21 protein-coding genes are annotated in these 26,711 nt (G+C 69.7%); 7 read left to right on the top strand and 14 right to left on the bottom strand.

The annotated features are described in order from the left end of the window. Window positions 1-21: 21 nt before the first annotated feature. The 3 genes from Q7W82_RS10920 to Q7W82_RS10910 all read right to left on the bottom strand — a co-directional run bounded on the left by Q7W82_RS10920 (window position 22) and on the right by Q7W82_RS10910 (window position 3,990). A complete protein-coding gene (locus Q7W82_RS10920; protein ID WP_242159780.1) occupies window positions 22-2,166 on the bottom strand; it encodes an EAL domain-containing protein in 2,145 nt (714 codons plus the stop codon). Next, window positions 2,163-3,053, bottom strand: a complete 891-nt coding sequence (locus Q7W82_RS10915; protein ID WP_242159941.1) for a phosphate/phosphite/phosphonate ABC transporter substrate-binding protein — start codon at window positions 3,051-3,053, stop codon at window positions 2,163-2,165. The genes Q7W82_RS10920 and Q7W82_RS10915 overlap by 4 nt, the downstream gene beginning before the upstream one ends. A gap of 178 nt (window positions 3,054-3,231) precedes the next feature. Next, window positions 3,232-3,990: an RNA methyltransferase gene (locus Q7W82_RS10910; protein ID WP_242159779.1), complete on the bottom strand. Its 759-nt coding sequence runs from the start codon at window positions 3,988-3,990 to the stop codon at window positions 3,232-3,234. A 118-nt stretch (window positions 3,991-4,108) separates the two neighbouring features. On the opposite strand from Q7W82_RS10910, the gene Q7W82_RS10905 reads away from it, so the two are divergent. Then, window positions 4,109-4,936 carry an inositol monophosphatase family protein gene (locus Q7W82_RS10905; protein ID WP_242159778.1) on the top strand — a complete coding sequence of 276 codons (828 nt, stop codon included), beginning with the start codon at window positions 4,109-4,111 and terminating at the stop codon, window positions 4,934-4,936. A 483-nt stretch (window positions 4,937-5,419) separates the two neighbouring features. Then, a complete protein-coding gene (locus Q7W82_RS10900) occupies window positions 5,420-7,567 on the top strand; it encodes a methyl-accepting chemotaxis protein (RefSeq protein WP_242159777.1) in 2,148 nt (715 codons plus the stop codon). 302 nt (window positions 7,568-7,869) lie between these two features. Here Q7W82_RS10900 and secF read toward each other — a convergent pair whose 3' ends face one another. The 6 genes from secF to Q7W82_RS10870 form a co-directional block, all read right to left on the bottom strand. Continuing rightward, the gene (gene secF / locus Q7W82_RS10895; RefSeq protein WP_242159776.1) at window positions 7,870-8,835 is read right to left on the bottom strand and encodes a protein translocase subunit SecF; all 966 of its coding nucleotides are present in this window, start codon (window positions 8,833-8,835) and stop codon (window positions 7,870-7,872) included. Between the two features lie 73 nt (window positions 8,836-8,908). Continuing rightward, the gene (gene secD / locus Q7W82_RS10890; protein WP_160948470.1) at window positions 8,909-10,753 is read right to left on the bottom strand and encodes a protein translocase subunit SecD; all 1,845 of its coding nucleotides are present in this window, start codon (window positions 10,751-10,753) and stop codon (window positions 8,909-8,911) included. A gap of 56 nt (window positions 10,754-10,809) precedes the next feature. After that, entirely contained in the window at window positions 10,810-11,154 is a 345-nt protein-coding gene (gene yajC, locus Q7W82_RS10885) for a preprotein translocase subunit YajC (protein WP_019798110.1), read from the bottom strand. Window positions 11,155-11,432: 278 nt separating this feature from the next. Continuing rightward, the gene (gene tgt, locus Q7W82_RS10880; protein ID WP_242081171.1) at window positions 11,433-12,578 is read right to left on the bottom strand and encodes a tRNA guanosine(34) transglycosylase Tgt; all 1,146 of its coding nucleotides are present in this window, start codon (window positions 12,576-12,578) and stop codon (window positions 11,433-11,435) included. Window positions 12,579-12,727: 149 nt separating this feature from the next. Beyond that, the gene (locus Q7W82_RS10875) at window positions 12,728-14,557 is read right to left on the bottom strand and encodes an ABC transporter ATP-binding protein (RefSeq protein ID WP_242159775.1); all 1,830 of its coding nucleotides are present in this window, start codon (window positions 14,555-14,557) and stop codon (window positions 12,728-12,730) included. A 310-nt stretch (window positions 14,558-14,867) separates the two neighbouring features. Next, entirely contained in the window at window positions 14,868-16,484 is a 1,617-nt protein-coding gene (locus Q7W82_RS10870; RefSeq protein WP_242159774.1) for a serine hydrolase, read from the bottom strand. 344 nt (window positions 16,485-16,828) lie between these two features. On the opposite strand from Q7W82_RS10870, the gene Q7W82_RS10865 reads away from it, so the two are divergent. From Q7W82_RS10865 to Q7W82_RS10855, 3 genes are all read left to right on the top strand, one after another. Then, a complete protein-coding gene (locus tag Q7W82_RS10865; RefSeq protein ID WP_242159773.1) occupies window positions 16,829-17,668 on the top strand; it encodes a DUF72 domain-containing protein in 840 nt (279 codons plus the stop codon). 201 nt (window positions 17,669-17,869) lie between these two features. Then, window positions 17,870-18,844, top strand: coding sequence for a 2-keto-3-deoxygluconate permease (locus tag Q7W82_RS10860; protein WP_242159772.1), 975 nt, complete (start codon window positions 17,870-17,872; stop codon window positions 18,842-18,844). A 54-nt stretch (window positions 18,845-18,898) separates the two neighbouring features. Beyond that, entirely contained in the window at window positions 18,899-19,846 is a 948-nt protein-coding gene (locus Q7W82_RS10855; protein ID WP_242159771.1) for a DMT family transporter, read from the top strand. A 198-nt stretch (window positions 19,847-20,044) separates the two neighbouring features. On the opposite strand, the gene Q7W82_RS10850 is transcribed toward Q7W82_RS10855, so the two are convergent. From Q7W82_RS10850 to Q7W82_RS10840, 3 genes are all read right to left on the bottom strand, one after another. Continuing rightward, window positions 20,045-21,112, bottom strand: coding sequence for a sensor domain-containing diguanylate cyclase (locus Q7W82_RS10850; RefSeq protein ID WP_242159770.1), 1,068 nt, complete (start codon window positions 21,110-21,112; stop codon window positions 20,045-20,047). 109 nt (window positions 21,113-21,221) lie between these two features. Next, entirely contained in the window at window positions 21,222-21,941 is a 720-nt protein-coding gene (locus Q7W82_RS10845; RefSeq protein ID WP_242159769.1) for a pseudouridine synthase, read from the bottom strand. Window positions 21,942-22,085: 144 nt separating this feature from the next. Beyond that, the gene (locus Q7W82_RS10840) at window positions 22,086-23,963 is read right to left on the bottom strand and encodes a DEAD/DEAH box helicase (protein ID WP_242159768.1); all 1,878 of its coding nucleotides are present in this window, start codon (window positions 23,961-23,963) and stop codon (window positions 22,086-22,088) included. Window positions 23,964-24,226: 263 nt separating this feature from the next. Between Q7W82_RS10840 and Q7W82_RS10835 the strand changes: the two genes are divergently transcribed. Together Q7W82_RS10835 and Q7W82_RS10830 are read left to right on the top strand one after the other, a co-directional pair. Next, window positions 24,227-24,448: an RNA-binding S4 domain-containing protein gene (locus Q7W82_RS10835; RefSeq protein WP_017909138.1), complete on the top strand. Its 222-nt coding sequence runs from the start codon at window positions 24,227-24,229 to the stop codon at window positions 24,446-24,448. Between the two features lie 67 nt (window positions 24,449-24,515). Further along, window positions 24,516-24,839, top strand: coding sequence for a hypothetical protein (locus Q7W82_RS10830; protein WP_242159767.1), 324 nt, complete (start codon window positions 24,516-24,518; stop codon window positions 24,837-24,839). A gap of 187 nt (window positions 24,840-25,026) precedes the next feature. On the opposite strand, the gene ubiM is transcribed toward Q7W82_RS10830, so the two are convergent. Both ubiM and Q7W82_RS10820 read right to left on the bottom strand, forming a co-directional pair. Then, window positions 25,027-26,214 carry a 5-demethoxyubiquinol-8 5-hydroxylase UbiM gene (gene ubiM, locus Q7W82_RS10825; RefSeq protein ID WP_242159766.1) on the bottom strand — a complete coding sequence of 396 codons (1,188 nt, stop codon included), beginning with the start codon at window positions 26,212-26,214 and terminating at the stop codon, window positions 25,027-25,029. A gap of 99 nt (window positions 26,215-26,313) precedes the next feature. After that, window positions 26,314-26,703: an MAPEG family protein gene (locus Q7W82_RS10820; protein ID WP_242159765.1), complete on the bottom strand. Its 390-nt coding sequence runs from the start codon at window positions 26,701-26,703 to the stop codon at window positions 26,314-26,316. Window positions 26,704-26,711 lie beyond the last annotated feature (8 nt).

The raw sequence follows: 26,711 nt of genomic DNA, 5'->3' as shown, positions 1-26,711 counted from the left end.
GCCGCGGTGCCGCGGCAGCACTCAGGCATCGGCCGGCGGCGCGTCCTCGCTGGCCAGCAACTGGCGGAATTCCTCCGCGCTGAGCGGGCGGCTGAGCCAGAAGCCCTGCCCCAATTCGCAGCCGCGCTCGCGCAACAGCTCGAACTGCGCCTCCTGCTCGATGCCCTCGGCGACCACGGTGATATCCAGCGAATGCGCCATGGCGATGATCGCGGTGGTCAGCGCCAGGTCGTCCGGATCGCGCTGCAGGTCGGCGACGAAGCTCTTGTCGATCTTGACCCCGTCCACCGGGACCTGGCGCAGGTGGCTCAGGCCGGAGAAGCCGGTACCGAAGTCGTCCAGCCAGACCTTGACCCCGGTGCGGTGCAGCCGCGCCAGCATGCTCGCCGCCTGCAGCTCGTCGCCGATCACCGCGGTCTCGGTCAGTTCCAGGTGCAACTGCGCCGCGGGCAAGCCGGAGTCGCGCAGGCAGTCGGCCACCAGTTCGGGCAGGTCGCCGCTGCGCAACTGCCGCGGCGAGACGTTGACCGAGACGAACAGGTCGCGGCTGCCGTCGGTACGCCGCCACTGGGTGGCCTCGCTGCAGGCCGCGCGCAGCACCTTGGGACCGATGGTTTCGATCAGCCCGCTCTGCTCGGCCACGTCGATGAACACCGTCGGCGAGATCGTGCCCATCGCCGGATGCTGCCAGCGCAGCAGCACCTCCACGCCGACCATGCGCCGGTCCTGGGTGCGGAAGATCGGCTGGTAGACCAGCTTGAGTTCGTCGCGTTCCCAGGCGCCGCGCAGTTCGTGCTCCATGTGCACGCGCCGCTCCACCGCATAGTCCATCGCGCGGCTGTAGAAACGGTGGCAGTTCTTGCCGGCCAGCTTGGCCTGGTACATGGCGATGTCGCCGTTCTTCAGCAGCGCCGAGGCGTCCTCGGCATCGCCCGGGTAGACGGTGATGCCGATCGAGGTGCCCATGAACACCTCGCGACCCTGGATCCGCAGCGGTTCGCGCAGTTCCTGCACCAGCCGCTGCGCCAGCGCGGTGGCGACCTTGGCCGCCTGCGCATCCTCCACCAGGATCACGAACTCGTCGCCGCCGAAGCGCGCCAGCAGCGCGTCGTCGCCGCCCAGTTGCTCCACCGCCAGCTGGATGCGCCGCGCGAACTGCAGCAGCGCTTCGTCGCCGGCCTCATGGCCCAGGGTGTCGTTGATCCGCTTGAAATCGTCGATGTCGGCGAACAGCAGCGCCAAGCGGCGTTGCGAGGCGCGTGCCGACAGCATGCGGTGGTCCAGCGCCTCGCGGAACGCGAGCCGGTTGGTCAGCCCGGTCAACGCATCGGTGTAGGCCATGTGCCGCACGTCGCGGTCGTGCCGGGCGATCGCCTCGCTCATGCGCCCGAACGCGCGCAGCAATTCGCTGACCTCGTCGTGGCGGCCGCTGTCGCGGCGCTCCACGGCGTAGTTGCCGGCCTCGATCTGGCGCGCCGCCGCCGCCATCCAGCGCAACGGCGCCACCAGCGTGCGCTGCACGTACACCGTCACCATCGCCGCGGTCAGGCCCAGGGCGGCCAGCAACAGCAGCAGCCAGCCGAGGTGGCGCTTGCCCAGCGCGCCCAGGCGCTGGTCCAGGTTCTGCCCGGCCTTGCGCTCGTATTCCTGCGCCCGCGCCCAGGACATGCCCACCCGCACCCCGCCCACGCGCTGGTCGCCGATCATGATCGGCATCGACACGTCGAGGAACTCCGGCGACTCCTGCGCCAGCAGGCCCTTGGCGCGGATCGCGGCGTCGGCCATCGGCCCGCGCATGCGCTGGCCATAGTCGAGCAGGTCCTCGCTGCCGTCGTGGATCAGCCGCCCGTCGGCGTCGTAGACCAGCACATAGGCCACCGCGACGTAGCCCAGCGCGCCGCGCACCTGGGTGCCGATCGCGTCCAGGTCGGAGTAGTACACCGGGTTGGCCAGCGAGTCCGCCAGTTGCCGCGCCAGCGACTCGCCGCGGGTGCGCATGCTGCTGTCGAACAGGTCGTGGATGGCATTGCCGCTGAGCGTGCGCACCTCGTGCTGCATCGCCGCCTGGCGCTCCAGCAGCAGGGCCAGGATCGCCATCACCAGCAGCGCAGCCACGCCCATGGCCAGCAGGAACCTGGCCTGCAACCCGAAACGCATCGTCTTCATTCCACTTCCAGCCTCACCCGCGCCACACCGGCACGCAGCGTGTCCAGGCGTTTCTGCGACGCCGGATCGATCGGGTAGAAACCGGAAGTGCCGAAGAACTGGCGCAGCGCGGCGCGTCCCTGCGGGTCGTCGGCGGCGTGCAGCAGGACCTCGCGCAGGCGCGTCTCCACCTCGCTCGGCAGGTCGTTGCGGACCATTTCGATCGCACGCGGATACGGCTCGCTGCGGTAGATCACCCGGAAGTCGCGACGGAACGCCGGCGGAATGCGGCGGTCGTCGTCCCAGTCGAGATTGCTGAACGCGCCGGCATCCACCAAGTGCTTGTGCACGAAGGCGGCAATGTTGAGTTCCGAGCGCGCGAACACGTAGCCGACCGTCTCCGCCGAGGGCTGGTCCTTGGTCGAGAGCAGGATCTCCGGATGCAGGCCGTGCTCGAACAGGGTCATCATCGGCACCATGTAGGCGCTGGTGGACAGCGCGCTCTGCAGGGCCAGGGTACGTCCCTTCAGGTCCGCCAGGTCATGCACGGGCCCGTCGCGGCGCACGAAGAACACGGTGTGGTACTGGCGCACGCCGTTGCGCTCGGTCAGCAGCAGCGGCTTGGCGCCGCCGCGCTGCTCCAGGGCCATCGCCGTGGCCGCGGTCTCGGTGACCCAGTCGATGCGGCCACGGCGCAGGTAGCTGCTCATCTGCTGGCTGTCGCGGGCCATCAGGATCTGCCCGGAGGTGATGCCGACCTCGCGCATGCGCGGCACCACGTAGTCCAGCAGTGGCTTGAGTTGCTCGTAATGGGCCTTGGGGTTGTCGCTGATGCGTCCCAGCACCAGGACCGAGGGCCGCGCGTGCACGGACGCGGGCCAGCAGATCGCCAGCGCCAGCCACACCACGACCACCCGCCAACACGAACTGGACAAACCACGATCCCCAAGTAGACCTTGCAAAGCCTAGCCGAAAGCGCATGCCGGTGACAGCGTCACAGAATGGCGCCTACCGCGCGTGCGGCAGACCCCAGGCGAACGTGCCATGACGCGCGCCGCGATGGGCGCCGTCGTGCCCTGCCCGGCCTCAGTGTCCGGCCTGTCCGGCGAGCCGCGCCATGCGCTGCGCATCGGACAGCACGCCGCGCAGCAGGCGCACTTCCTGCTCGGTCAGCTCGGTGCGCAGGAACAGCCGGCGCAGCTTGCGCATCGCCGAGTCCGGGGCGCGCCCCTTGTGGAAGTCGATGTCGTCCAGGGTCTCGGCCAACTGCCCGAACAGCCCTTCCACCTGTGCATGGCTGGCCGGGGCCTCACGGAAGCCGGGGGCCGGCGCGGGCGCCGGGGCGGCACCGCGCAGCTGCGCCAGGCGCAGTTCGTAGGCCAGCACCTGCACCGCCGCGGCCAGATTGAGCGAGCTGAACGCCGGATCGGAGGGAATGTGCACGGCCGCGTGGCACAGCTGCAGTTCCTCGTTGGTCAGGCCGGTGCGCTCGCGGCCGAACACCAGCGCCACTTCCGCCGGCTCGGCGCTGACCGCGGTCAGCCGCTGCGCGGCATCGGCCGGCAGCAATTCCTCCAGCGACACGCGGCGGCTGCGCGCGGTGCAGCCCAGCACCAGCCGGCAATCGGCCACCGCGTCGGCCAGCGCCGGCAGCACCGGCGCCTGCTGCAGCAGGTCCTCGGCCCCGGCCGAACGCCGGTAGGCCTCGGTGTCCAGCTCGCACTCCGGCGCCACCAGCACCAGCCGCGACAGGCCCATGGTCTTCATCGCGCGCGCCGCCGCACCGATGTTGCCGGGATGCTGGGTCCCGACCAGGACGAAGCGGATACGCAGGGAATCGGTCATGGCGGCACGGCAGACGAAGCGAACGGGGGTGTAGATGGTAAACTGCGCGGCCGGCCTTGGCGCCGGACTGCTCTTTTCCTCCTCCAGACCCACCTCCGCCTTTTCGGGAGCGCTTGCCATGCAAAAACCCGCCGTCACCGTCATGGTCAAGGCCGCCCGCCTCGCCGGCAACGTCCTGTTGCGCCACATCAACCGCCTGGAAGCGCTGAACGTGGTGCAGAAGGACCGCATGGACTACGCCAGCGAAGTCGATGCCGATGCCGAGAAGGTGATCGTCAAGGAGCTGCGCCGCGCCTACCCCGATTACGGCGTGATGGGCGAGGAGAGCGGCGTGCAGGGCGGCGGCCGCTACATGTGGGTGATCGATCCGCTCGACGGCACCAGCAACTACCTGCGCGGCTTCCCGCACTACTGCGTGTCGATCGCCCTGGTCGAGAACGGCGAGCCGGTGGACGCGGTGATCTTCGATCCGCTGCGCAACGAACTGTTCACCGCCAGCCGCGGCAACGGCGCCGTGCTCAACGACCGCCGCATCCGCGTCAGCGAGCGCAAGGAACTCAACGGCGCCATGGTCCACACCGGCTTCGCCCCGCGCGAGCGCAAGCGCGCCAGCCCGCAGCTGAAGTGCGTGGACGCGCTGCTGGTGCAGGCCGAGGACATCCGCCGCACCGGCTCGGCGGCGCTGGACCTGGCCTACGTCGCCTGCGGTCGCAGCGACGCCTACTTCGAAGCCGGGGTGAAGGCCTGGGACATCGCGGCCGGCGTGCTGCTGGTGCGCGAGGCCGGCGGCCGCGTCACCGATTTCAAGGGCGGCACCCTGGGCCGCATCGACGACCGCGGCCCGCCGCAGTTCCAAGTGGTGGCCGGCAACCTCAAGGTCAGCGATGCATTGCAGAAGCTGATCGCCAACACCGGCTACGCCGGGGAGTTCGACGCGAAGTTCTGAGCGACCGCGTCCGGCGATCGGTCGGCGCCGACACGCCAGCATGAAAAAAGCCGCGCACTCGCGCGGTTTTTTTTGTGTCCGTCGTTCGCGCACCGCGCGATCGCGCACCCTCAGCGAGGGCATTGCACAGCATCCCTTTCGCACCGTGCGAGCACCTGGGCATCCCGGGATTTCCACTCGCCCTCGCTACGCGGCACAGCGCCATCGCCTCACGCCACGCTCACGCCATGCGCGCTGCGCGCTTCACCCGTGCTTGATCGGCGCTTGCGTAGAAAACGGCGACACGAGGCGCTGCGTGCAGGTGCCATGGCCTGTGCGATGCGCCCGATGCGACCGGCGAACACAGCCCTAAAGATCCAGGGAACGCGGCCGATACCGATGCGGGCCCTTGCCCGAACTTCCCCCGCTGATCCGCGCCGCGTTGCCGTCCCTGCGGCAATGGCGTCGGTAGCGCCGCTCTCTTGCATCTTCCGGAGATCTCGCGTGTCCTTTCATCATCTCACCGTCACCAAGCGCCTGGCAATCGGCTTCTGCGGCGTGATCGCCATGTTATTGCTGGTCGGCATCACCAGCCTGATCGGTTTCCGCAAGTTCACCAGCGCCGCAGCGCTGGACGCGCACACCTACAAGGTCATCACCCTAGGCGACCGCATGCTGGTGAGCCTGCTCAACATCGAGAGCGGCGCGCGCGGCTTCGCCCTGACCCGCGACCCGTCCTACCTGGCCCCACTCGAACTGGGCGAGCGCGAGTTCAGCGCGCAGTGGCAGGAGTCCAAGCAGTTGACCGCGGACAACGCGGCGCAGCAGGCGCGCCTGCAGACCCTGATGCAGGACTACACGCAGTTCATGGCAACCAAGCGCAAGGCGGTGGAGCACATGCGCAACACCGCTGCCGACAGCGACGACGCCCAGCTGGACGCGTTCCGGACCGTCGGCAAGCAGCAGATGGACGGGCTGCGCGCCACGATCGGCCAGTACGAGGACGCCGAACGCGCGCTGCTGCAGGTGCGCAAGGCCGAGAGCGAGGCGCGTGCGCAGTCCGGCGAATGGACCAGCCTCGGCGGTATGCTAATCGGCATCGTCGCCGCGATCCTGCTCGGCCTGCTGGTCCGCAACAGCCTGATGCGTCAGCTCGGCGGCGAGCCGGCCTACGCGGCCGACGTGGTGCGACGCATCGCCAGCGGCGACCTGTCGCAGGAGGTGCGGCTGCGCACGCAGGCACCGTCGCTGCTCAACGACATGCGGCAGATGCAGGAGGAACTGCGCACGGTGATCCAGGCGCAGACCGAGATGGCCCGGCAGCATGCCGCCGGCCAGATCAGCTTCCGCATGGACGAGGCGCGCTTCCCCGGCGACTACGGGCGCATGGTGCGCGACACCAATGCGCTGGTGCACAGCCATATTTCGGTCAAGCAGCGGCTGATCGCGCTGATGGGCGAGTACGCCGAAGGCGACCTCAGCCGCGACCTGGAGCAGTTCCCGGGCGAGATGGCGATCCTGACCGAGACCATGGCCAAGGTGAAGCGCAACCTCGGCGCGATCAACCACGAGATCGACCTGCTGGTGCGCGCCGCCGCGCAGGGCGATTTCTCCCGCCGCGGCGAGGAGCAGCGCTTCCAGCATGCCTTCCGTGGCATGGTCGCCAACCTCAACACGATGATGACCGGCACCGAGACCAACCTGGCAGCGCTGTCGCAGCTGTTGCGCGCGATCGCCGCCGGCGACCTGACCCAGACCATGCAGGGCGACTTCCACGGCGTGTTCGCGCGGATGCGCGACGACGCCAACGCCACCGTCGCGCAGTTGACCGACATGGTCGGCCGCATCCAGCAGGCCGCGGCCAGCATCGACACCGCCGCAGGCGAGATCGCCAGCGGCAACGACGACCTGTCGCGCCGTACCGAGCAGCAGGCCGCCAGCCTGGAGGAAACCGCCGCGTCGATGGAGGAACTGACCGCCACGGTGAAGCAGAACGCAGAGCATGCGCGCCAGGCCAACCAGCTCGCCGCCGGCGCCGCCTCGGTCGCCTCGCAGGGCGGCGCGGTGGTCGGCCAGGTGGTCACCACCATGGACGGCATCGAGGCAGCCTCCAAGAAGATCGCCGACATCATCGGCGTCATCGACGGGATCGCGTTCCAAACCAACATCCTGGCGCTGAACGCCGCCGTCGAGGCCGCGCGTGCCGGCGAACAGGGCCGCGGGTTTGCCGTGGTCGCCAGCGAGGTGCGCACCCTCGCCCAGCGCTCGGCCAGCGCGGCCAAGGAAATCAAGACGCTGATCGACGACTCGGTCGAGCGGGTGAGCGCGGGCTCGGCGCTGGTCGCCCAGGCCGGCACGACGATGCAGGACATCGTGGCCTCGGTGCAGCGCGTCACCGACATCATGGGCGAGATCGCCGCCGCCTCGCAGGAGCAGTCCGCCGGCATCGAACAGGTCAACCACACCGTCACCCAGATGGACGAGACCACCCAACAGAACGCCGCCCTGGTCGAGGAAGCCACCGCCGCGGCACGCGCGATGGAACAGCAGGCCGGCGACCTGGTGGAGATCGTCGGCCAGTTCCAGGTACGGAGCGAGCCCTACCCGGTGGTGGCACAGTTGGTCGCCCGCGCCACCGCCAACGCGGCCTAGTCAGAACGCCCCACGCGGCACGCACGGGGACGGGCCGTCGTCGACGGCCCATCTCGCGGCACAGGAAGGGATGGCACCCGCCCGACGTGGCCGCAACGCTGTAGGAGCGGCTTCAGCCGCGACGGGTACCGGTAAGGCATCGCGGCTGAAGCCGCTCCTACGCCAGAGGAGACGCTGCCCTGCACCGCCAGCCGCACAAAGAAAAAGCCGCGCATCCGCGCGGCTTTTCTTGTTCGCTGGAGGAAGTTTCAGGGCCAGGACATCACGCCTTTGCGATTCCCCACTCCCCAACCCCGGCCCAATCAGGGCCGACGCGCCAGCGCCTCCACATCCTTCGACTTCGGCAGCAGGTCCTGCTTGGTGACCTGGAACGGCCCGATCGACAGCAGCGGCACCGCCACGATCACCGAGGACACCACCACCACCACCGCGCCGATCATGTGGGTCAGCGCCAGGCCTTCCATCGACTCGCCGCCGTACAGGTACAGCGCCAGCGCCGACAGGAAGAACATCACTGCGGTGATCACCGTACGCGACAGGGTCTGGTTGATCGACCGGTTCAGCACCTCGACCGGCTCCACGCGCAGGCTGCGGAAGTTCTCGCGCACGCGGTCGAACACCACGATGATGTCGTTGATCGCAAAGCCCATCACCGACAGCAGGCCGGCCAGCACGGTGAGGTCGAACTCGCGGCCGGTGACCGACACGTAGGCCACCGTCACCAGCAGGTCGAACAGCGCGGTCAGGCTGGCCACCACCGCGAACTTCCACTCGAAGCGGAAGCCGATGTAGATCAGGAAGCCGACCAGCATGAACACCGTGGCGTAGACGCCGTTCAAGGCCAGGTCCTTGCCGACCTGCGGGCCGACGAACTCGCCCGGCTTGACCGTGGCCGGGTTCTGCGGCGTGCTCACCGCCTTGCGCACCTGCTCGGCGAGGTTCTTGGTGATGTCCTCGTTGTTGTGCTCGCCCTGCGGCTGCAGGCGGATCACCACCTCGTTGCCGCTGCCGACGTTCTGCACCTGCGCGTTGTCGAAGCCGGCCTTGGCCAGCTGCTCGCGTACCTGGTCCACGTCGACCGGCTTCTGGAAGCTGGTCTGCACCAGCGCGCCGCCGGTGAACTCCAGCGCGTAGTTGAAGCCCTTGGCGAAGATCACCGCGAACGAAGCCAGCGCCAGCACCAGCATCAGCACCAGGGTCGGGTGCCGCCAGCGCATGAAGTCGATCTTGGTGTCGTTGGGGATCAGGTGAAGCGGGAAGATTTTCATTGGAGACCGCTCTGCGTTTTTTTGGAGCCCGCGCCTGCCGGCGCGGGGTCGTGCGGAAGATGGCGTACGCGGCTCAAATCGCCACGGACTTGAGCTTCTTGCGACGGCCGTAGATCAGCACCGCCAGCGCGCGCGACACGGTGATCGCGGTGAACATCGAGGCGAGGATGCCGATGATCATGGTCAGCGCGAAGCCCTTCAGCGGGCCGGTACCGAACGCGTACAGCGCCACGCCGACGATGATGCCGGTGAGGTTGGCGTCGAGGATGGTGCCGCCGGCCTTCTCGTAACCGGCCGCGATCGCCGACTTGGGCGGCACGCCCAGGCGCAGTTCTTCGCGGATACGCTCGTTGATCAGCACGTTGGCGTCCACCGACAGGCCCACCGACAGCGCCAGGCCGGCGAAGCCGGGCAAGGTCATGGTGGCGCCGAACAGCGACATCACCGAGACCACGATCAGCAGGTTCATCAGCAGCGCGACCGAGGTGATCAGGCCGAACATGCGGTAGTACACGCTGAAGAACACCAGGGTGAACAGGAACGCGTAGACCACCGCGGTGATGCCGCGCTCCACGTTCTCCGCACCCAGGCTGGGGCCGATCACGTATTCCTCGACGAAGTCCATCGGCGCGGCCAGCGAACCGGCACGCAGCAGCTTGGCCAGGTTCTCGGCCTCGGTCTTCTCCAGGCCGGTGGTCTGGAAGTTCTTGCCGAACACGCCGGCGATGCGGGTCGGCGCCAGCGCCTCTTCGTTGACCCGCACGCTGCGCACTTCCTTGCCGTCGACCATGGTCACGGTAGGGATGCGCTCGATGTAGACCACCGACATCAGCTTGCCGGTATTGGCGCTGGTGTAGTCGAACATGCGCTGGCCGGCGGCGTTGTTGAGCGTCACCGCCACGGCCGGCATGCCGTTCTGGTCGGTGCTGACGGTGGCATTGACCATCTGGTCGCCGGACACCAGCACGCGCTTGCTCAGCAGCACCGGGGCGCCGCTGTCGCGCAGGCGGTAGACCTTGGCGTCGGGCGGGATGTTGCCGCTGCGCACCGCGTCCTCGGCATTGCCATCGACCACGCCGCGGAACTCCAGCGTGGCGGTGGCGCCGATCATGCGCTTGGCCTCGGCGGTGTCCTGCACGCCCGGCAGCTCGACCACGATGCGGTCGTCGCCCTGGCGCTGGATGATCGGCTCGGCCACGCCCAACTGGTTGACGCGGTTGCGCAGGGTGGTCAGGTTCTGCTCGATGGCGCCGGCGGCGATCTGCTTCAGCTCGGCCTCGGGCACGGTCACGGCGATGGTCTGTCCGGACACGGCATAGCTGAGGGTCGGCTGCGCCTTGGCGATGGCCGCGCGCGCGGCGCTGGCGTCCACGCCCTCGCCCAGGCTGACCTGGATGCTGTTGTCCGGACGGCGCTCGACCGAGCGGTAGGCCAGGCGGTTGTCGCGCAGGGTGGTGCGGATGTCCTCGGCGAAGGCGTCCAGGCGCTTTTCCAGCGCCGCCTTCTGGTCCACCTGCAGGGCGAAGTGCACGCCGCCGACCAGGTCAAGACCCAGCACCATCGGCTTGCCGCCCAGCCGCGACAGCCAGTCCGGCACGGTCGAGGCCAGGTTCAGCGCCACCGTGTAGTTCTCGCCGACCTGCTGACGCAGCACGTCGTTGGCGCGGGTCTGCGCCTGCAGGTTCGGCAGGCGCACCATCAGGCTGTCGCCTTCCTTGTCCACCCGCTTCGGGGTGATCCCGGCCGTCTTCAGGTCGGCGAGGACCCGCTCGCGCAGGGCGTCGTCGATCTTGCCGCCGCGGCTGGCGGTGATCTGGACCGACGGATCCTTCTGGTACACGTTGGGCAGCGCGTACAACGCGCTCAACGCCAGCACGATCAGGATGAGGACATACTTCCAGCGCGGAAACTCGAGCATTGCGGGACCCCGCACGACGCCACGCCGGCGTCGCGCCTAGCAGTAGGAGAAATGGATCAGGCGGACTTCAGCGTGCCCTTCGGCAGGACATTGCCGATGGCGCCCTTCTGCACGCGGATGCGCACGTTGTCGGCCACTTCGATGGTGACGAAGTTGTCGCCGATGTCGGTGACCACGCCGGCCACGCCGCCGGAGGTGATGACCTCGTCGCCGCGGCCGAGCTTGTCCAGCATCGACTTGTGCTCCTTCTGGCGCTTCATCTGCGGCCGGATCATCACGAAATACATCACCGCGATCAGGATGATGGGCAGCAGGAACATCTGCAGGCCGCCACCGGCCGGCGCGGTGCCGCCGGCGGTCTGCGCCTGGGCGACGGGAATCAGGAAATCGAGCGGATTCATCGGGTGTGTCCTATGGTTTGGGCAGCCCGCCGCCCTGGGGGCACGGACCGCTGGTTTGCCTTGAGGCGGCAAGCAGCCGCCGATTATGCCACGATCTTCCCCCAACCCCCGGAACGGCCGCGGCGCCCTCCCTGCTTCCTTCGCGGCCCACGGCCCCTTCCTGGGGGAAGGTGCCGCGTGGCGGCGAATCGGGGATGGGTGAAGCCTTGTGCGGTCGACATGAGACGAGGCTGCGCCCGGACCCTCACCCCAACCCCTGTTCCGGGGGAAACAGGGGCTTAGCCTTGCTCCGAGGGGAGCGGCGTGGCCTCGACCCCGCGCGCCGCATAGAAGGACCGCCGGAACTGGGCAAAGGTTCCCGCGGCGATCGCCGCGCGCATGTCGGCCATGAGCTTCTGGTAGTACCAGAGGTTGTGCAGGGTGCCCAGCATCGGCGCCAGCATCTCGTTGCAGCGGTCCAGGTGGCGCAGGTAGGCGCGGGTGTAGCCGCTGCTGCAGGCATGGCAGCCGCAGCCCGGCTCGATCGGGTCCAGGTCGCGCTCGTACTTGGCGTTGCGGATGCGCACCGTGCCGAACGAGGTGAAATAGTGGCCGTTGCGCGCGTTGCGGGTCGGCATCACGCAGTCGAACATGTCCACGCCGCGGGCCACGCCCTCGACCAGGTCCTCCGGCCGGCCCACGCCCATCAGGTAGCGCGGGCGGTCGGCCGGCAGGCGCGGATGCAGGTGCTCGAGCATGGCGTTGCGCTCGTGCTCCGGCTCGCCCACCGCCAAGCCGCCGATCGCGTAGCCGTCGAAGCCGATCGCCTGCAGGCCGTCGATCGAACGGCTGCGCAGGTCCGCATGCACCCCGCCCTGGACGATGCCGAACAGCGCCGCGTCGTTGCCCAGCGCATCGTGCGCGTCGCGCGAGCGCTGCGCCCAGCGCAGGCTCAGTTCCATCGAGCGCCGCGCCACGTCCTCGGTGGCCGGGTACGGGGTGCACTCGTCGAAGATCATCACGATGTCCGAATCGAGCACCCGCTGGATCTTCATGCTCTCCTCCGGCCCCAGGAACACCTTGGCGCCGTCGGTGGGCGAGGCGAAGGTCACGCCCTGCTCGCTGATCTTGCGCCGGTGCGCCAGCGAGAACACCTGGAAGCCGCCGGAATCGGTCAGGATCGGCCCATCCCAGCGGGCGAAGCCGTGCAGGCCGCCGTGGTCGCCGATCACGTCCAGGCCCGGGCGCAGGTACAGGTGGAAGGTGTTGCCGAGGATGATCTGCGCGCCCAGCGCCTTGATCTGCTCGGGCAGCACGCCCTTGACCGAGCCGTAGGTGCCCACCGGCATGAACGCGGGCGTCTCGACCGTTCCGCGCGGGAAGGTCAGGCGGCCGCGGCGAGCGGCACCGTCGGTGGTGTGGAGTTGGAACTGCAATCGGGACATGGTCTGGCGAATCTGGGTAAGCCCGGCATTGTCGCATTGCCGGGCCACAGGCGCCGAAACCGACGCCGCGCCGCGCCGCGGTGACCCGCGCGGGCGCCGCCCGACCGCCGGCCAGGCAGCGAATCGTGCGACGCCCTGGTTGTGCAAACCTAATCCGCCGCGACGAAGCCGCCGGTCTGGCGCGCCCACAGCCGCGCGTACAGGCCGCCGCGGGCAACGAGTTCGGCATGGCTGCCGGTCTCGACGATGGCGCCGCGGTCCATCACCACCAGCCGGTCCATCCGTGCGATGGTCGAGAGCCGGTGGGCGATCGCGATCACCGTCTTGCCGGCCATCAGCTCGTCCAGGCTGTCCTGGATCGCCGCTTCCACTTCCGAATCCAGCGCCGAGGTGGCCTCGTCCAGGATCAGGATCGGTGCGTCCTTGAGCAGCACGCGGGCGATGGCGATGCGTTGGCGCTGGCCGCCGGACAGCTTGACCCCGCGCTCGCCGACCTGCGCGTCGTAGCCGCGCAGGCCCTCGCCGTCCTGCAGCTGTTCGATGAATTCGTCGGTGCGCGCCTTGGCCACCGCCGCGCGCAGCTGCGCCTCGCTGGCATCGGGGCGGCCGTACAGCAGGTTGTCGCGGATCGAGCGATGCAGCAACGAGGTGTCCTGGGTGACCAGGCCGATCTGCTGGCGCAGGCTCTCCTGGGTGACGCCGGCGATGTCCTGCCCGTCGATCAAGATGCGGCCCTGCTCCAGGTCGTACAGCCGCAGCAGCACGTTGACCAGGGTCGACTTGCCGGCGCCGGATGGCCCGACCAGGCCGATCTTCTCGCCCGCGCGCACCTGCAGGTCGAGCCCGGCGATGACCCCGCCGCGCTTGCCGTAGTGGAAGTGGATGTGCTCGAAGCGCACCTCGCCGCGCTCCACGCGCAGCGGCACCGCGTCGGCGCGGTCCTGCACCTGCGCTGGCTGCGCGATCGTCTCCATGCCGTCCTGCACGGCGCCGATGTCCTCGAAGATGCCGTTGACCGTCCACATGATCCAGCCGGACATGTTGTGGATGCGGATCACCAGGCCGGTGGCCAGGGTGATCGCGCCCACGCTGATCTGGCCGCGGCTCCACAGCCACAGCGCCAGCCCGCAGGTCACCGCGATCAGGAAGCCGTTGATGATGGCGATGGCGCTGTCCATCGCCGTGGTCATGCGGGTCTGCCCGCGGTGCTTGACCGCCAGTTCGTCGATCGCCTCGCGCACGTAGGCCTGCTCGCGCCCGGCATGCGAGAACAGCTTGAGCGTGGCGATGTTGGTGTAGCCATCGACGATGCGGCCCATCGCCTTGGAGCGCGCGTCCGAGGCGATCCAGGCGCGGTGCTTCATGCGCGGCACGAAGTAGACCATCAGCGCCACGTAGGCCAGCACCCACACCAGCAGCGGCGCCATCAGCCAGGGATCGGCCTGCGCGAACAGGTACAGCGCGCTGCCGGTGTAGACCACGATGTACCAGAGCGCATCGACCATCTGCACCGCCGACTCGCGCAGCGAGGTGCCGGTCTGCATCACCCGGTTGGCGATGCGCCCGGCGAAGTCGTTCTGGAAGAAGCCCAGGCTCTGCCGCACCACGTAGTTGTGCATCAGCCAGCGCGCGCGGTTGCTCAGGCCCGGCACGATGGCCTGGTTCACCAGCAAGTTGTGCAGGGCCACGAACAGCGGCCGCGCCACCAGCACGATGAAGGCCATCCACAGCAACTCGCCGGCATGGCGCTGGAAGAAGTCCGGACCCGGCTGCTCGGCGACCATGTCGACGATGCGGCCGAGGAAGTCGAACATCGCCACTTCCACCAGCGCCAGCGCCAGACCGGCCAGCAAGGTGGCCAGCAACAACGGCCACAGCGGGCGCAGGTAATGCAGATAGAAGCGCACCACGCCACGCGGCGGCATCTGCGTCTCGATCTTCGGAAAGACCTCGATCAGGGACTCGAACCAGCGGAACATCGCCACGTCACGCCTAAAAAGGAGCGTCAGGGTAGCGTATCGGGCGTCACGCTTCGTGACGCTGGGAATGGGGAGTGGGGAATGGGGAATCGCAAAAGCGGCTGCCTGTGCGCATCGCTTCCCCTTGCAGGAGCGGCTTCAGCCGCGACGCGGTAGCGCCGGGAGTGGGGATTGGGGATTCGCAACAGCGGCTCCTCTATCGCCCCCCTCGTAGGAGCGGCTTCAGCCGCGACGGGCTTCACCGAGGAAGCCCGGTCGCGGCTGAAGCCGCTCCTACCACTCCCTATTCCCCATTCCCGATTCCCAGCAGTCACTCCACCGGCGTCAGCACCAGGTCCTGGAAATCGAAGCTGAAATCGGTCAAGGGCGAAATCGCCTGCATGCGTGCCTCGCGCACCTTGCCGTCGGGTGTGAGCGCGAAGTTGACGAAGGCGTCGGCGTTGAGCGAGCGGTCGCGCCAGCGCACGATGAAGGTGTCGTGCTGCCAGTGCTCCAGGGTGCCGACCAGTTGCGCGGTCTTGCTGAACTGCAGCTCCAGGCGCTTGCCCTGCTGGCGCACCACCACGTCGCCGTACCACGGGTCGCGGTAGGTGCCGGCATAGCCGGACAGCGGCAGCGACGGCGTGGATTTGGCGTCGCGCGCGGCCACATGCTTGGCCCAGTCCTCGTCGGCGTTGGCGTCGGCCTTGGCCACGGCCTTGGCGTAGGCGGCGGTCCAGTCGGTCGCCGGCGCGCCCAGGTAGGCATCCAGCACGCGCAGGGTGATCGCGTTGAAGGCGGCGCCGACCTCCTGGTTGGTCAGCACGATCACGCCCAGCTTGCGCTCCGGCACCAGGGTCAGCCGCGAGACCATGCCCGGCCAGCCGCCGGTGTGCCAGACCAGCTTGGCGCCGCGGTAGTCGCTCAGGCTCCAGCCCTCGCCGTAGCCGGCGAAGTTCGGCTTGGCCGGCAGCAGCTCCGGCACGCTCGGCTCGGACACCGCGATCGGCGTGATCATCTGCCACATCTCCTGCTGGCGCTGGGCGCTGAACAACTGCCGCGCCTGGCCGTCGGCCGACGGCAGGCGCCCGCCGTCGAGCTGCACCTGCATCCACTTGGCCATGTCGTGCACGTTGGCGTAGATGCCGCCGGCACCGGAATTGTTGGACCAGGTCAGCGGCGCCACGGTGCGCAGCTCGCGGAAGTCGAACTTGGCGTGGCCGACCGCGGCTTCATCGCCCGGCTGCAGGTGGTCGCTGTTGATGCGCGCGCCGGTCATGCCCACCGGCACGAAGATGCGCTGGCGCACGAACTCGGCGTAGCTCTGCCCGGAGACCTGCTCGATCAGCTTCTGCGCCACCGCGTACAGGATGTTGTCGTAGGCGTAGCGGTCGCGGAAGCCGCCCTTCAGCGGCACGTGGGCCAGGCGCCGCACCACCTCCTCGTTGCTGTAGCTGGTGGCCGGCCAGAACAGCAGGTCGCCCGCCCCCAGGCTCAGGCCGCTGCGGTGGCTGAGCAGGTCTCGCACGCGCATCTCGCGGGTGACGTAGGCATCGGACATCTGGAACCACGGCAGGTGGTCCACCACCCGATCCTCGAGCTTGAGCTTGCCTTCGTCGGCCAGGATCGACAGCGCCGCGGAGGTGAAGGCCTTGGTGTTGGAGGCGATGGCGAACAGGGTCTGCGCGTCCACCGGTTCCGGCTTGCCGAGTTCGCGCACGCCGTAGCCGCGCTCCAGCACCACCTTCCCGTCCTTGACGATGGCGATGGCGATGCCCGGCACGTCGAACTGCTTACGCACGCGCTCCACTTGCGCGTCCAGGTCCTGCAGCCCCGGCGGCAAGGCGGCCGGGGCCGGTACGGGAGCCGCGGCGGGGGCAGGCGCCTGCGCCTGCACGGTGGCGCTCATTGCCAGCAACAGGCCGCAGCCCATCGAGATGCTCTTCAACTGCGTCGCTCCTGAAGAAAGGGAACCAAGGCCGCGCGCAGCCGCACGCGTCCCGGGCGAGTGTAGAGCCTGTCAGGCCGTTTGCGACGGTGCCACGACGCGCCGTGGCGGCACCACGCAGCGCTGGGTACCGTCCCGGCGGGTACCGACGCTGCGGCCCACCTCGCAAGCAGCACGCCGCCACGGCGACCTCCCACCCGCGTGCAAGCCTGTCCCCCCATATGCTGCACGGCACGGGGCGCACACCATCCCACTGGGCCTCGAGGCCCCTGGCGTCCGCGACGACACCCCGCAACGCCGCGCTGCGGCACAATCGCCGCCCGCCTGCAGCCGGACACGCCCGCATGAACGATCTCTTCGACTCCGCCCCGGCCGCGCCGGACGGCATCCGCGTCGGCATCGGCGGCTGGACCTATGCGCCGTGGCGCGGCGGCATGTTCTATCCGCAAGGCCTGGTGCAGCGCCGCGAGCTGGAATACGCCAGCCGCCACGTCACCAGCATCGAGATCAACGGCACCTACTACGGCGCGCAGAAGCCGGAGACCTATGCGCGCTGGCGCGACGAGACGCCGCCGGGCTTCCTGTTCTCGGCCAAGGCGCCCAAGCGCATCACCACGCTGCGGCGGCTGGCCGGCGCCGGCACGCAGATCGAGGACTTCGTCGGCGGCATCGCCAGCCTCGGCGACCGCCTCGGCCCGCTGCTGTGGCAGTTCGAGCACGGCCATCGCCTGGACCTGGACGATCTGGCCGCGTTCCTGGAGCTGCTGCCGCGCAAGGCCGGCGGACACCGGCTGCGCCACGTGCTGGAAGTGCGCGATCCGGCGTGCGTGGGCCCGGAACTGCTGCAACTGACCCGCCGGCACGGCGTGGCCACGGTGTTCACCGATTCGCCCGAATTCCCCTCCTTCGCCGACCTGAGCACCGACTTCGTCTATGCGCGGCTGATGCGCAGCCGCGCCGACCTCGCCCATGGCTACCCGCCCAAGGACCTGCAGGCCTGGGCCGCACACGCGCAGGCCTGGCGCCGCGGCGAGGATCCGCAGGCGCTGCCGCACGCCGATGCGACAGTGGCCAAGACCACGCCGCGCGAGGTCTTCGTCTACTTCATCAGCGCCGCCAAGGAACGCAATCCAGCCGCGGCGATGGCCTTGCTGAAGATCCTGGAGTCCGCCGCCAAGGCGTGACGCGTTCGGCCGCACGCAGACGACGTGCGGCACAGCGCAAGCGCGACCGGCGACGCGTCGGTCGCAAGTCCCCTGAACCGGGTCCCGACTGCGCGCACCCGTCGACACCTGGCGGTCGCCGCGCTGCGGTACAACACCGCCCGTCCGGCGCCATCGCCGGGCCGCGGCCATGGGCCGCGCTTCCACACGCGGAGCCCCTCGATGCGGATCAAGCGCACGCTCGAACGTCTTCCCGGCGGCATGATGCTGGCGCCGCTGCTGCTCGGCGCCCTCTGCCACACCGTGTGGCCGCAGGCCGGCGCCTGGTTCGGCTCGTTCACCCAGGGCCTGATCGGCGGGCTGGTGCCGATCCTGGCGGTGTGGTGCTTCTGCCTGGGCGCCTCGATCCGGCTGCGCAGTGGTGGCCGGGTGCTGCGTGCCTCCGGCGTGCTGGTGCTGACCAAGCTCGCGGTGGCGTGGATCGCCGCGGTGATCGCCGCGCGCCTGCTGCCGCCGGGCGGCATCGTCGCCGGCATGTGGAGCGGCATGTCGGTGCTGGCGCTGGTCGCGGCGATGGACATGACCAATGCCGGCCTGTTCGCCGCGCTGATGCAGCAGTACGGCCGCCGCGGCGAGGCCGGCGCGATGGCGCTGATGTCGCTGGAATCCGGGCCACTGATGACCATGCTGATCCTCGGCACTGCCGGCGTCGCCAGCTTCGAGCCGCGCCTGCTGCTGGGCGCGGTGCTGCCGCTGCTGGCCGGTTTTGCGCTCGGCAATCTCGATCCGGCGCTGCGCGCCCTGTTCGCGCGAGCGGTGCCGGCGCTGATCCCGTTCTTCGCCTTCGCCCTGGGCAACACGCTGGACCTACGCATGGTCGCCCACGCCGGCGTGGCCGGGGTTGCGCTGGGCCTGCTGGTGATCGTGGCGACCGGGATCCCGCTGCTGCTGGCCGATCGCTGGCTGGCCGGCGGCAACGGCAGCGCCGGCCTCGCCGCGTCCAGCACCGCCGGCGCGGCGGTCGCCACGCCGGCGCTGGTGGCGGCGGTGGCGCCGCAGTTCCGCGCCACCGCGCCCGCCGCGACCGCATTGGTGGCGACGTCGGTGGTGGTGACGGCGTTGCTGGTGCCGCCGCTCACCGCCGCCTATGCGCGCAGGATGGCGCGGGCCGCGTCACCGCCGGCAGCGGACGGCTGACCCGCACATGCCGATTGGCGACCGTCGCGCCGCGCTTTGCGCGACAATACGCCGATGCCGATGCACCCCACCACCAAAGCCCAGCTGCAAATCCATTTCTGTGTCCTGCTGTGGGGGATCACCGCGATTCTCGGCAAGCTGATCACCCTGCCCGCGCTGCCGCTGGTGTGGTGGCGAATGCTGATGGTGGTGGCCGCGCTGGCCCTGCTGCCGCGGGTATGGCGCGGACTGGCGGCGCTGACGCCGAAGCTGGCGCTCGGCTACGCGGTGGTCGGCGCGCTGGTCGGCCTGCACTGGCTGACCTTCTATGGCGCGATCAAGCTGGCCAACGCCTCGGTCGCGGCGACCTGCATCGCGCTGGCGCCGGTGTTCACCGCGGTGATCGAACCGTGGGTGGCGAAGCGGCCGTTCCGCCCCAGCGAACTGGCCTTCGGCCTGGCGGTGCTGCCGGGCGTGGCCCTGGTGGTCGGCGGGGTGCCACACGGGATGCGCGCCGGCGTGGCGGTCGGGGCGGTGTCGGCGCTGCTGGTGGCGGCCTTCGGCTCGCTCAACAAGCGCCTGGTCGACCATGCCGATCCGCTGACCGTGACCGCACTGGAACTGGGCGCCGGCACCCTGACCCTGACCGCGCTGGCGCCATTGCTGCCGTTCGTGCTGCCGGCCCTGAGCGGACCGTTGCTGGTGCTGCCCAGCCTGCACGACACCGCGCTGCTGCTGGCGCTGGCGCTGCTGTGCACGCTGCTGCCGTTCGCCCTGGCCCTGGTCGCGCTGCGCCGGCTCAGCGCCTACGCGGTGCAACTGGTCACCAACCTGGAACCGGTCTACGCGATCGTGTTCGCGATCGTGCTGCTGGACGAGCAACGCCAGCTCACCGGGCTGTTCTATCTCGGCGTGGCGGTGATCCTGGGCGCGGTGTTCCTGCATCCGCTGCTGACCCGCACGCGCGCGGTGCAGCACCCGGAACTGCTGGCGACCTGCGAGGCGAAGAACGTGGTGGAGTGAGCGCGGCGGCGCTCACTTCGGGATTGGGGATTGGGGATTCGGGATTGGCCCGGTCCTGTGCATGTGCGGCATGGCCGCACGCCCAACGCGAAGGGCACCGCATGCTCGGGAAATAGCCCCTCCCCCCCGGGAGAGGGGTTGGGGTGAGGGTACGGCGCGAAGGCGCCTTGCGTCATCCGAGTTCGCGAGGTGGCGTGCCTACGCCGCCAGCGACACGCAATCGCGGCCGGCGCGCTTGGCCTGGAACAGGCCGTGGTCGGCGCGCTTGAGCAGGTCTTCGGCACTCTCGCGGCCCTGCAACGTGGCCACGCCGATGCTGGCGGTCAGCGGAACGCCCAACTGCAGCAGGCTGGTGTCCTGGCGCAGGCGCTCGCAGGCGCGCATCGCCTGTGCCGCGTCCAGACCGGGCAGCAACAACCCGAACTCGCCGCCACCGTAGCGCGCCACCACGCTGTCCGGCGGCATGCGCGCACGCAGCATGTCGGCCAGCGCCAGCAGCACCTCGTCGCCCTTGTCGTGGCCATGCAGGTCGTTGACGCTCTTGAAGTAATCCAGGTCCAGGATCGCCACGCTGAGCGGCGCGGTGCCCAGTTGCGCGGCCTCGGCGTGGATCATCAGCGCGGTGGCGAAGGCGCGGCGGTTGAGCAGGCCGGTCAGCGGATCGGTGCGCGCCTGCTCCAGCAGTTCGGCGTTGAGCGATTCCAGCGACTGCTGGTACTGCAGCAACTGCTGCTCGTACCAGGCGCGTTCGCGCAGTTGCAGCGCCAGCGCATGGCTGGTGCGGCGCAGTTCGATCAGTTGCATCACCTGCCGCGACAACGCCTGCAGCGCCGCCAGTTGTCCGGGCTGGAGGGTGCGCGGCTCATTGTCGAGCACGCACACGGTGCCCACCGGCAGGCCGTCGCGGGTCAGCAGCGGCGCGCCGGCGTAGAACCGCACCCCACCCTCGGTGACCAGGGGATTGTTCTGGAAGCGCGCATCGGCGGTGGCGTCGGCGACCATCATGACCTGCTCCGGGGTCAGGATGGTGTGCCCGCAGAACGACTCGTCGCGCGCATTGCTCAACAGGCAGACGTTGCGCTGCGCCTTCAGCCATTGCCGCTCGTCGTCCACCAGCGAGATCAGCGCCGAGGGCGTGCCGCACAGCTTGGCGGCGATGTCGACCAGATCGTCGTAGGACGCTTCCGGCTCGGTATCGAGGATCTGCAGCGCATGCAGCGCCTGCAGGCGTGCGGCTTCGTTGTCGGGCTTGCGGGGCTTGATCACGGGGTACCCAGCGGCGGCGTTGGTTCGCGTTGCGCAGTATGGCCAAATCCGTGGCGGACGCCAGCCCTGGCCGGCGCGGCGGCGGCCGGCCGCGGACACTGAGACGCGGTTACCACTCCTGGCGCTGCGGCAGCAGGCCGCGCAGTTCCTGCTCGGTGAGATTGCGCCACTGGCCCGGCTTCAGCGCGCCGAGCTTGATGTTGTCGATGCGCACGCGGCGCAACTGGGTGACACGGTAATCGAACGCCGCCGCCATCAACCGGATCTGCCGGTTGAGCCCTTGCTCCAGCACGATGCGGAAGCCGAACTTGGCGATCCGTGCGGTGCGGCACGGCAGGGTCATCTGGTCGTGCACGCGCACGCCGCGCGCCATGCCGCGCAGGAACTCGTCGGTGACCGGCTTGTTCACCGCCACCAGATATTCCTTCTGGTGACGGTTCTCCGCGCGCAGGATCTCGTTGACGATGTCGCCGTTGCTGGTCATCAGGATCAGCCCCTCGGACTCCTTGTCCAGGCGCCCGATCGGGAAGATGCGCTGCTCATGGCCGACGAAGTCGACGATGTTGCCCTTGACCGCACTCTCGGTGGTGCAGGTCACCCCGACCGGCTTGTTCAGCGCGATGTAGACGTGGCGGCGCCCGCTCTTGGCCTTGGCGCGCGCGCGCAGCGGCTGCCCATCGACCTTGACCTCGTCGCCCTCGCCCACCACCGAACCGACCCCGCCAGGCAGGCCGTTGACGGTGACGCGGCGCGCGGCGATCAGCCGATCGGCCTCGCGGCGCGAGCAAAAACCGGTCTCGGCGATGTGCTTGTTGAGGCGGACTGACATGGGCTGGGAATGGGGAATCGGGAATGGGGAATGGCAACAGCGGGCTGCTGCCGACTGGGCCATGGCTAACGTTGGGAACGACGGCAGGGAGCAGCAGCGGGGACGCCCCCCATTCCCGATTCCCTACTCCCTATTCCCGGCCTTTCAGCGCTTCGGCGGCCCCTTGCGCGGCGGCCGGTCGGCGGCGAAGCGGCCGGCCGGGCGTGGGCCGGCGGCGTTGGGCTTGCCGCCGGGCTTGCCGGTGCGCGCGAACTTCGGTTTGAACGGGGCGCCGCCGGGGGCGTCGTCGTCGAGCTTGCGCATCTGCAGTTGCTGGCCGGAGACCCAGACCTTCTTCAGGTGCGTCAGCAGTTCGCGCGGCATGTCCGCCGGCAGATCCAGGATCGAGTGGTCGTCGTGGATGTCGATGCGGCCGATGTACTTGCTCTCCAGCCCGGCTTCGTTGGCGATCGCGCCGACGATGTTGGCCGGCTTGACCCCATGCTGGTGACCGACCTCGATACGGTAGGTCTCCATGCCCACGTCCGGGGCGCCGCGCGGCGCTTTCGGCGCCTTGTCGCGGCGCGGGGCCTCGAAGCTGCCGACGTCGCGGTGGTAGTCGAAGTCCTCGCCACGCGCAGGCGGCGCCGGACGGGCGGCGCGCTCGGGCCGCTCGCGGCGTTCGAAGCGTTCGCCCTGCGGCGGGCGCGGGCGGTCCGGGGCCAGCAGCAACGGCGTGTCGCCCTGCAGCAGGCGCGCCAGCGCCGCGGCCACTTCCACCATCGGCACGTTCTTCTCGGCCTCGAACTTCTGCAGCAGATCGCGGTACATGTCGATGCCGCCGGCGGCGATGGTCTCGCTGATCTTCTCCATGAAGCGGCTCACGCGCTGGTCGTTGACCGCGTCCACGCTCGGCAGCTGCATTTCCTCGATCGGCTGGCGGGTGGCGCGCTCGATCGCGCGCAGCATGCCGCGCTCGCGCGGGCTGACGAACAGGATCGCCTCGCCGCTGCGCCCGGCCCGGCCGGTGCGGCCGATGCGGTGCACGTAGCTTTCGGTGTCGTAGGGAATGTCGTAGTTCAGCACGTGGCTGATCCGCTCCACGTCCAGGCCGCGCGCGGCCACGTCGGTGGCGACCAGGATGTCGAGCTTGCCGTCCTTGAGCTGCTGGATCACCCGCTCGCGCTGCGCCTGCTGGATGTCGCCATTGATCGCCGCCGCGGCCAGGCCGCGCGCCTGCAGCTTCTGCGCCAGCTCGTCGGTGCCGGCCTTGGTGCGGGCGAAGATGATCATCGCGTCGAACGGCTCGACCTCCAGGATCCGGGTCAGCGCGTCGAGCTTGTGCAGCCCGCTCACCGCCCAGTAGCGCTGGCGGATGTTGGCCGAGGTGGTGGTCTTGGAGGCGATGATCACCTCGGCCGGGTCGTTCAGATAGGTCTGTGCGATGCGCTTGATTGCCGGCGGCATGGTGGCCGAGAACAGCGCCACCTGGCGCGAGTCCGGCAGCTTCTTCAGCACCGCCTCGACGTCGTCGATGAAGCCCATGCGCAGCATTTCGTCCGCTTCGTCCAGCACCAGCGTCTTCAGCTCGGACAGGTCCAGGGTGCCGCGATCGAGATGGTCGATGACCCGTCCCGGGGTGCCCACCACCACGTGCACGCCGCGCTTGAGCGCCGACAGCTGCTGCACGTAGGGCTGGCCGCCGTACACCGGCAGCACCTGGAAGCCGGGGATCGCCGCGGCGTAGCGGTGGAACGCTTCGGCCACCTGGATCGCCAGTTCGCGGGTCGGCGCCAGCACCAGCGCCTGCGGCTTGCGCTGGGCGAAATCCAGCCGCGACAGGATCGGCAGCGCGAACGCGGCGGTCTTGCCGGTGCCGGTCTGCGCCTGGCCGAGCAGGTCGCGGCCGGTCAGCAGCGCCGGGATGGTGGCGGCCTGGATCGGCGACGGCGACTCGTAGCCGACATCTGCGACCGCCTTCATCACAGCAGGGGAGAGGCCGAGATCTGCGAACAGCAGCGGCGCGGGGGTATCTTGGGACATGGGAGACTCCGGGGGCGCCGCAGAGAACCGGCAGGCGCAAAGAAGCCCCTATTGTGCGCTCTGCCGGGCCGCATGTCGAAATCAGGTGAACGGCACCGTTCAGGCGTGACCCGCTCCGCACTGCCGGCCACCGCCGTTGCGGCCGGCCACAGGCGTCCCGACGCCGCGGCCAACCGCCGCGGCAGATGCGCTCGGACGATCGACATGGTGGGCGTTTTGCCGCGAATGACCGACAATGGGCACCGATTTCCGAGCAGCCCCCAATGCAGACCATCGATCTCCAGCTAGAAAGCGACTACGTGGAACTCAAGCACCTGTTGAAACTGACCGGCCTGTGCGACAGCGGCGGCGCGGCCAAGGCCGTGATCAGCGAAGGTCAGGTGCGCGTGGACGGCGAGGTCGAGCTGCGCAAGGCCTGCAAGGTGCGCGCGGGCCAGGTGGTGCAGTTGGGCGACGTGCAGGTGCAGGTGCTCGGCAAGGCATGACCGGCGTCGGCGTGCGCGGCCTGCCACTTGCTGGCCGACGCTGCCGGGCAACGCGGGGCGCCGGACGATGCTGATCGAGCTCGGCGCCCGCAACATCGCGCCGTCCGCGGCACATCCGCGGCACGACGTATACATCGTGCAGCTCGATCCGGACGCGGCGCGTCCGTTCTGCCTGGGCCAATCCATCTGTGGCGGGCATGGCGAGCGCGGCGGCTCCATCCACCTGGCGCTGGACGAACTGGAGGCCTGGCCCGGCGACTGGCGCCAGCACCTGCGCCACGCCGGCTGCGCCTGGGCCATCGCCCCGATCGAAGCGGCGCAGCGCTCGGGCGACCTGCAAAGCGCCCTCGCCCAACTCGTCGCCGGTGCGGCGCAACCGCGTTCACCCTGAGGTTGCCGGACCCAGGAGGCATGCCTCCACCCTCGTAGGAGCGGCTTCAGCCGCGACCGGGCTTTCCTGGTAAAGCGTGGTCGCGGCTGAAGCCGCTCCTACGAGGACGCGTACGACAGGCTCAGCCCGCGCGACAACCACCACAGCGCACGCGCCGACGCGTCGCTCCGCTCGCCGCGGCCTGACCTCAGCGCGCCATGGCCGCCACGCGCTGGGTCAGGTGCGCGGCGATCGCGCGCTTGAACGGCGCGACCCGGTCGGCCACGCGCAACGCGGCACTGCGCAGGGCGCGCGCCGGCAGGCGGTCGTCGGTGTACAGCGCGGCGATCGCATTGGTCGCCTCGTACAGCGGGCGCGTGGCCAGGCGGTGCCCGCGCTGGTAGCCGGCCAGCAGCGCGGGCGCGGCGATGTCGCCACCGCGTGCCACCGCCTGGTGCAGCGCGCGGGCCAGCCGCGCCTGGCTCTGCAGGCCGAAGTTGAAGCCGTGCGCGGTCACCGGATGCATGCCCACCGCGGCATCGCCGATCAAGGCATAGCGCTCGGCGACGAAGCGCTGTGCATATACCGCCACCAGCGGATAGGCCTGCGGCCGCACCAGCGGGGTCATCGCGCCCAGGCGGTGCTCGAAGCAGGCGCTGATCTCCGCCCCCAACGCCGCCTCGTCCATCTGCAACAGCGCCTGCGCGCGCTCCGGCGGCAGGGTCAGCACCGCCGACGCGGCGTTGCCGTGCAGCGGCAGCAACGCCATGGTGCGGCCGTAGCCGAACCACTCCCAGGCGGTCTGATGGTGCGGACGCGCATGGCGCACCCGGCATACCAGCATGGTGCGGCCGAAATCGCGCAACTGCGCGCCAATGCCGCTCATGCGGCGGGTGCTGGAAAAACGACTGTCGGCCGCCACCACCAGCCGCGCAGCCACGCTGCGCCCGTCGGAAAGCTGCAGCTGCGCCTGGCGCGCGTCGCGGCGCAGCGCCTGCACCGAAACCCCGTCGAGCAACGTCAGGCCTGGCTGGTCCTGCACCGCGGCGAACGCGGCGCGGCGGATCAGGTGATTGGGCACCAGCCAGCCCAGGTCGCCACGGCTGCCCTCGCCCGCCGCGAAGGTCAGCGCGAACGGCGAGGAGCCGTTCATCACCCGCGCATCGCGCAGCGGCGCGATCGCCTGCGGGTCGATCCGCGCCCACAGGTCCAGCTGCTCCAGCAGCGCCCGCGAGGCATGGGTCAGGGCGATCTCGCGGCCGTCGAAGGCGGCCTCGGCCAGCGCCGCGCGCGGCTGCGGCTCGATCAGCGCCAGCGACAGGCCGCTGCCGGCCAGCGAGCGGGCGAAGCACAGGCCGGCAGGACCGGCCCCGACGATGGCGATATCCACTTGCATGCGGCAACTCCGTGATCGGACCCGGCCAGGATACGACCGCCGCGCACCGCGTCCTTGATCTGGATCAGCGCTGCGACGATCGGTCGCAGCCTGCGAGGTTCAGAGCAAGGCCCACACCAGTTGCAGGATCGCCCACAGCGACACCACCCAGACCAGGCTGCGCACGTACGGCACGCCGGCCGCGTACAGCGGCACGTAGGCCACCCGCGCCCACACATAAATCTGCGCCGACAGCGCGGTGTGCGCATCGCCCTTGCCCAGTGCCGCCACCGCCACCGCCGCGGCGGCGAAAAACGGGAAGGTCTCCAGGAAGTTGCGCAGGGCGCGATCCAGGCGCCCCGCCACGCCGGCCGGCGGCGGCTGCGGCGCATCGCGTGCGCCGGCGTTCCACTTCAAGCCGCGCTGCGCGGTGACGAAGGCGGACGCGAGCAGCAATTGCACGATCCCGAGCAGGATCGCCCAGGCCAGCATGCGGATTTCGGTGGGCATCGGAGCCT

The organism is Xanthomonas indica (assembly GCF_040529045.1).
In the GTDB taxonomy this organism is placed as follows: Bacteria; Pseudomonadota; Gammaproteobacteria; order Xanthomonadales; family Xanthomonadaceae; genus Xanthomonas_A; species Xanthomonas_A indica.
This window is presented reverse-complemented; position numbering and strand designations above follow the sequence as displayed.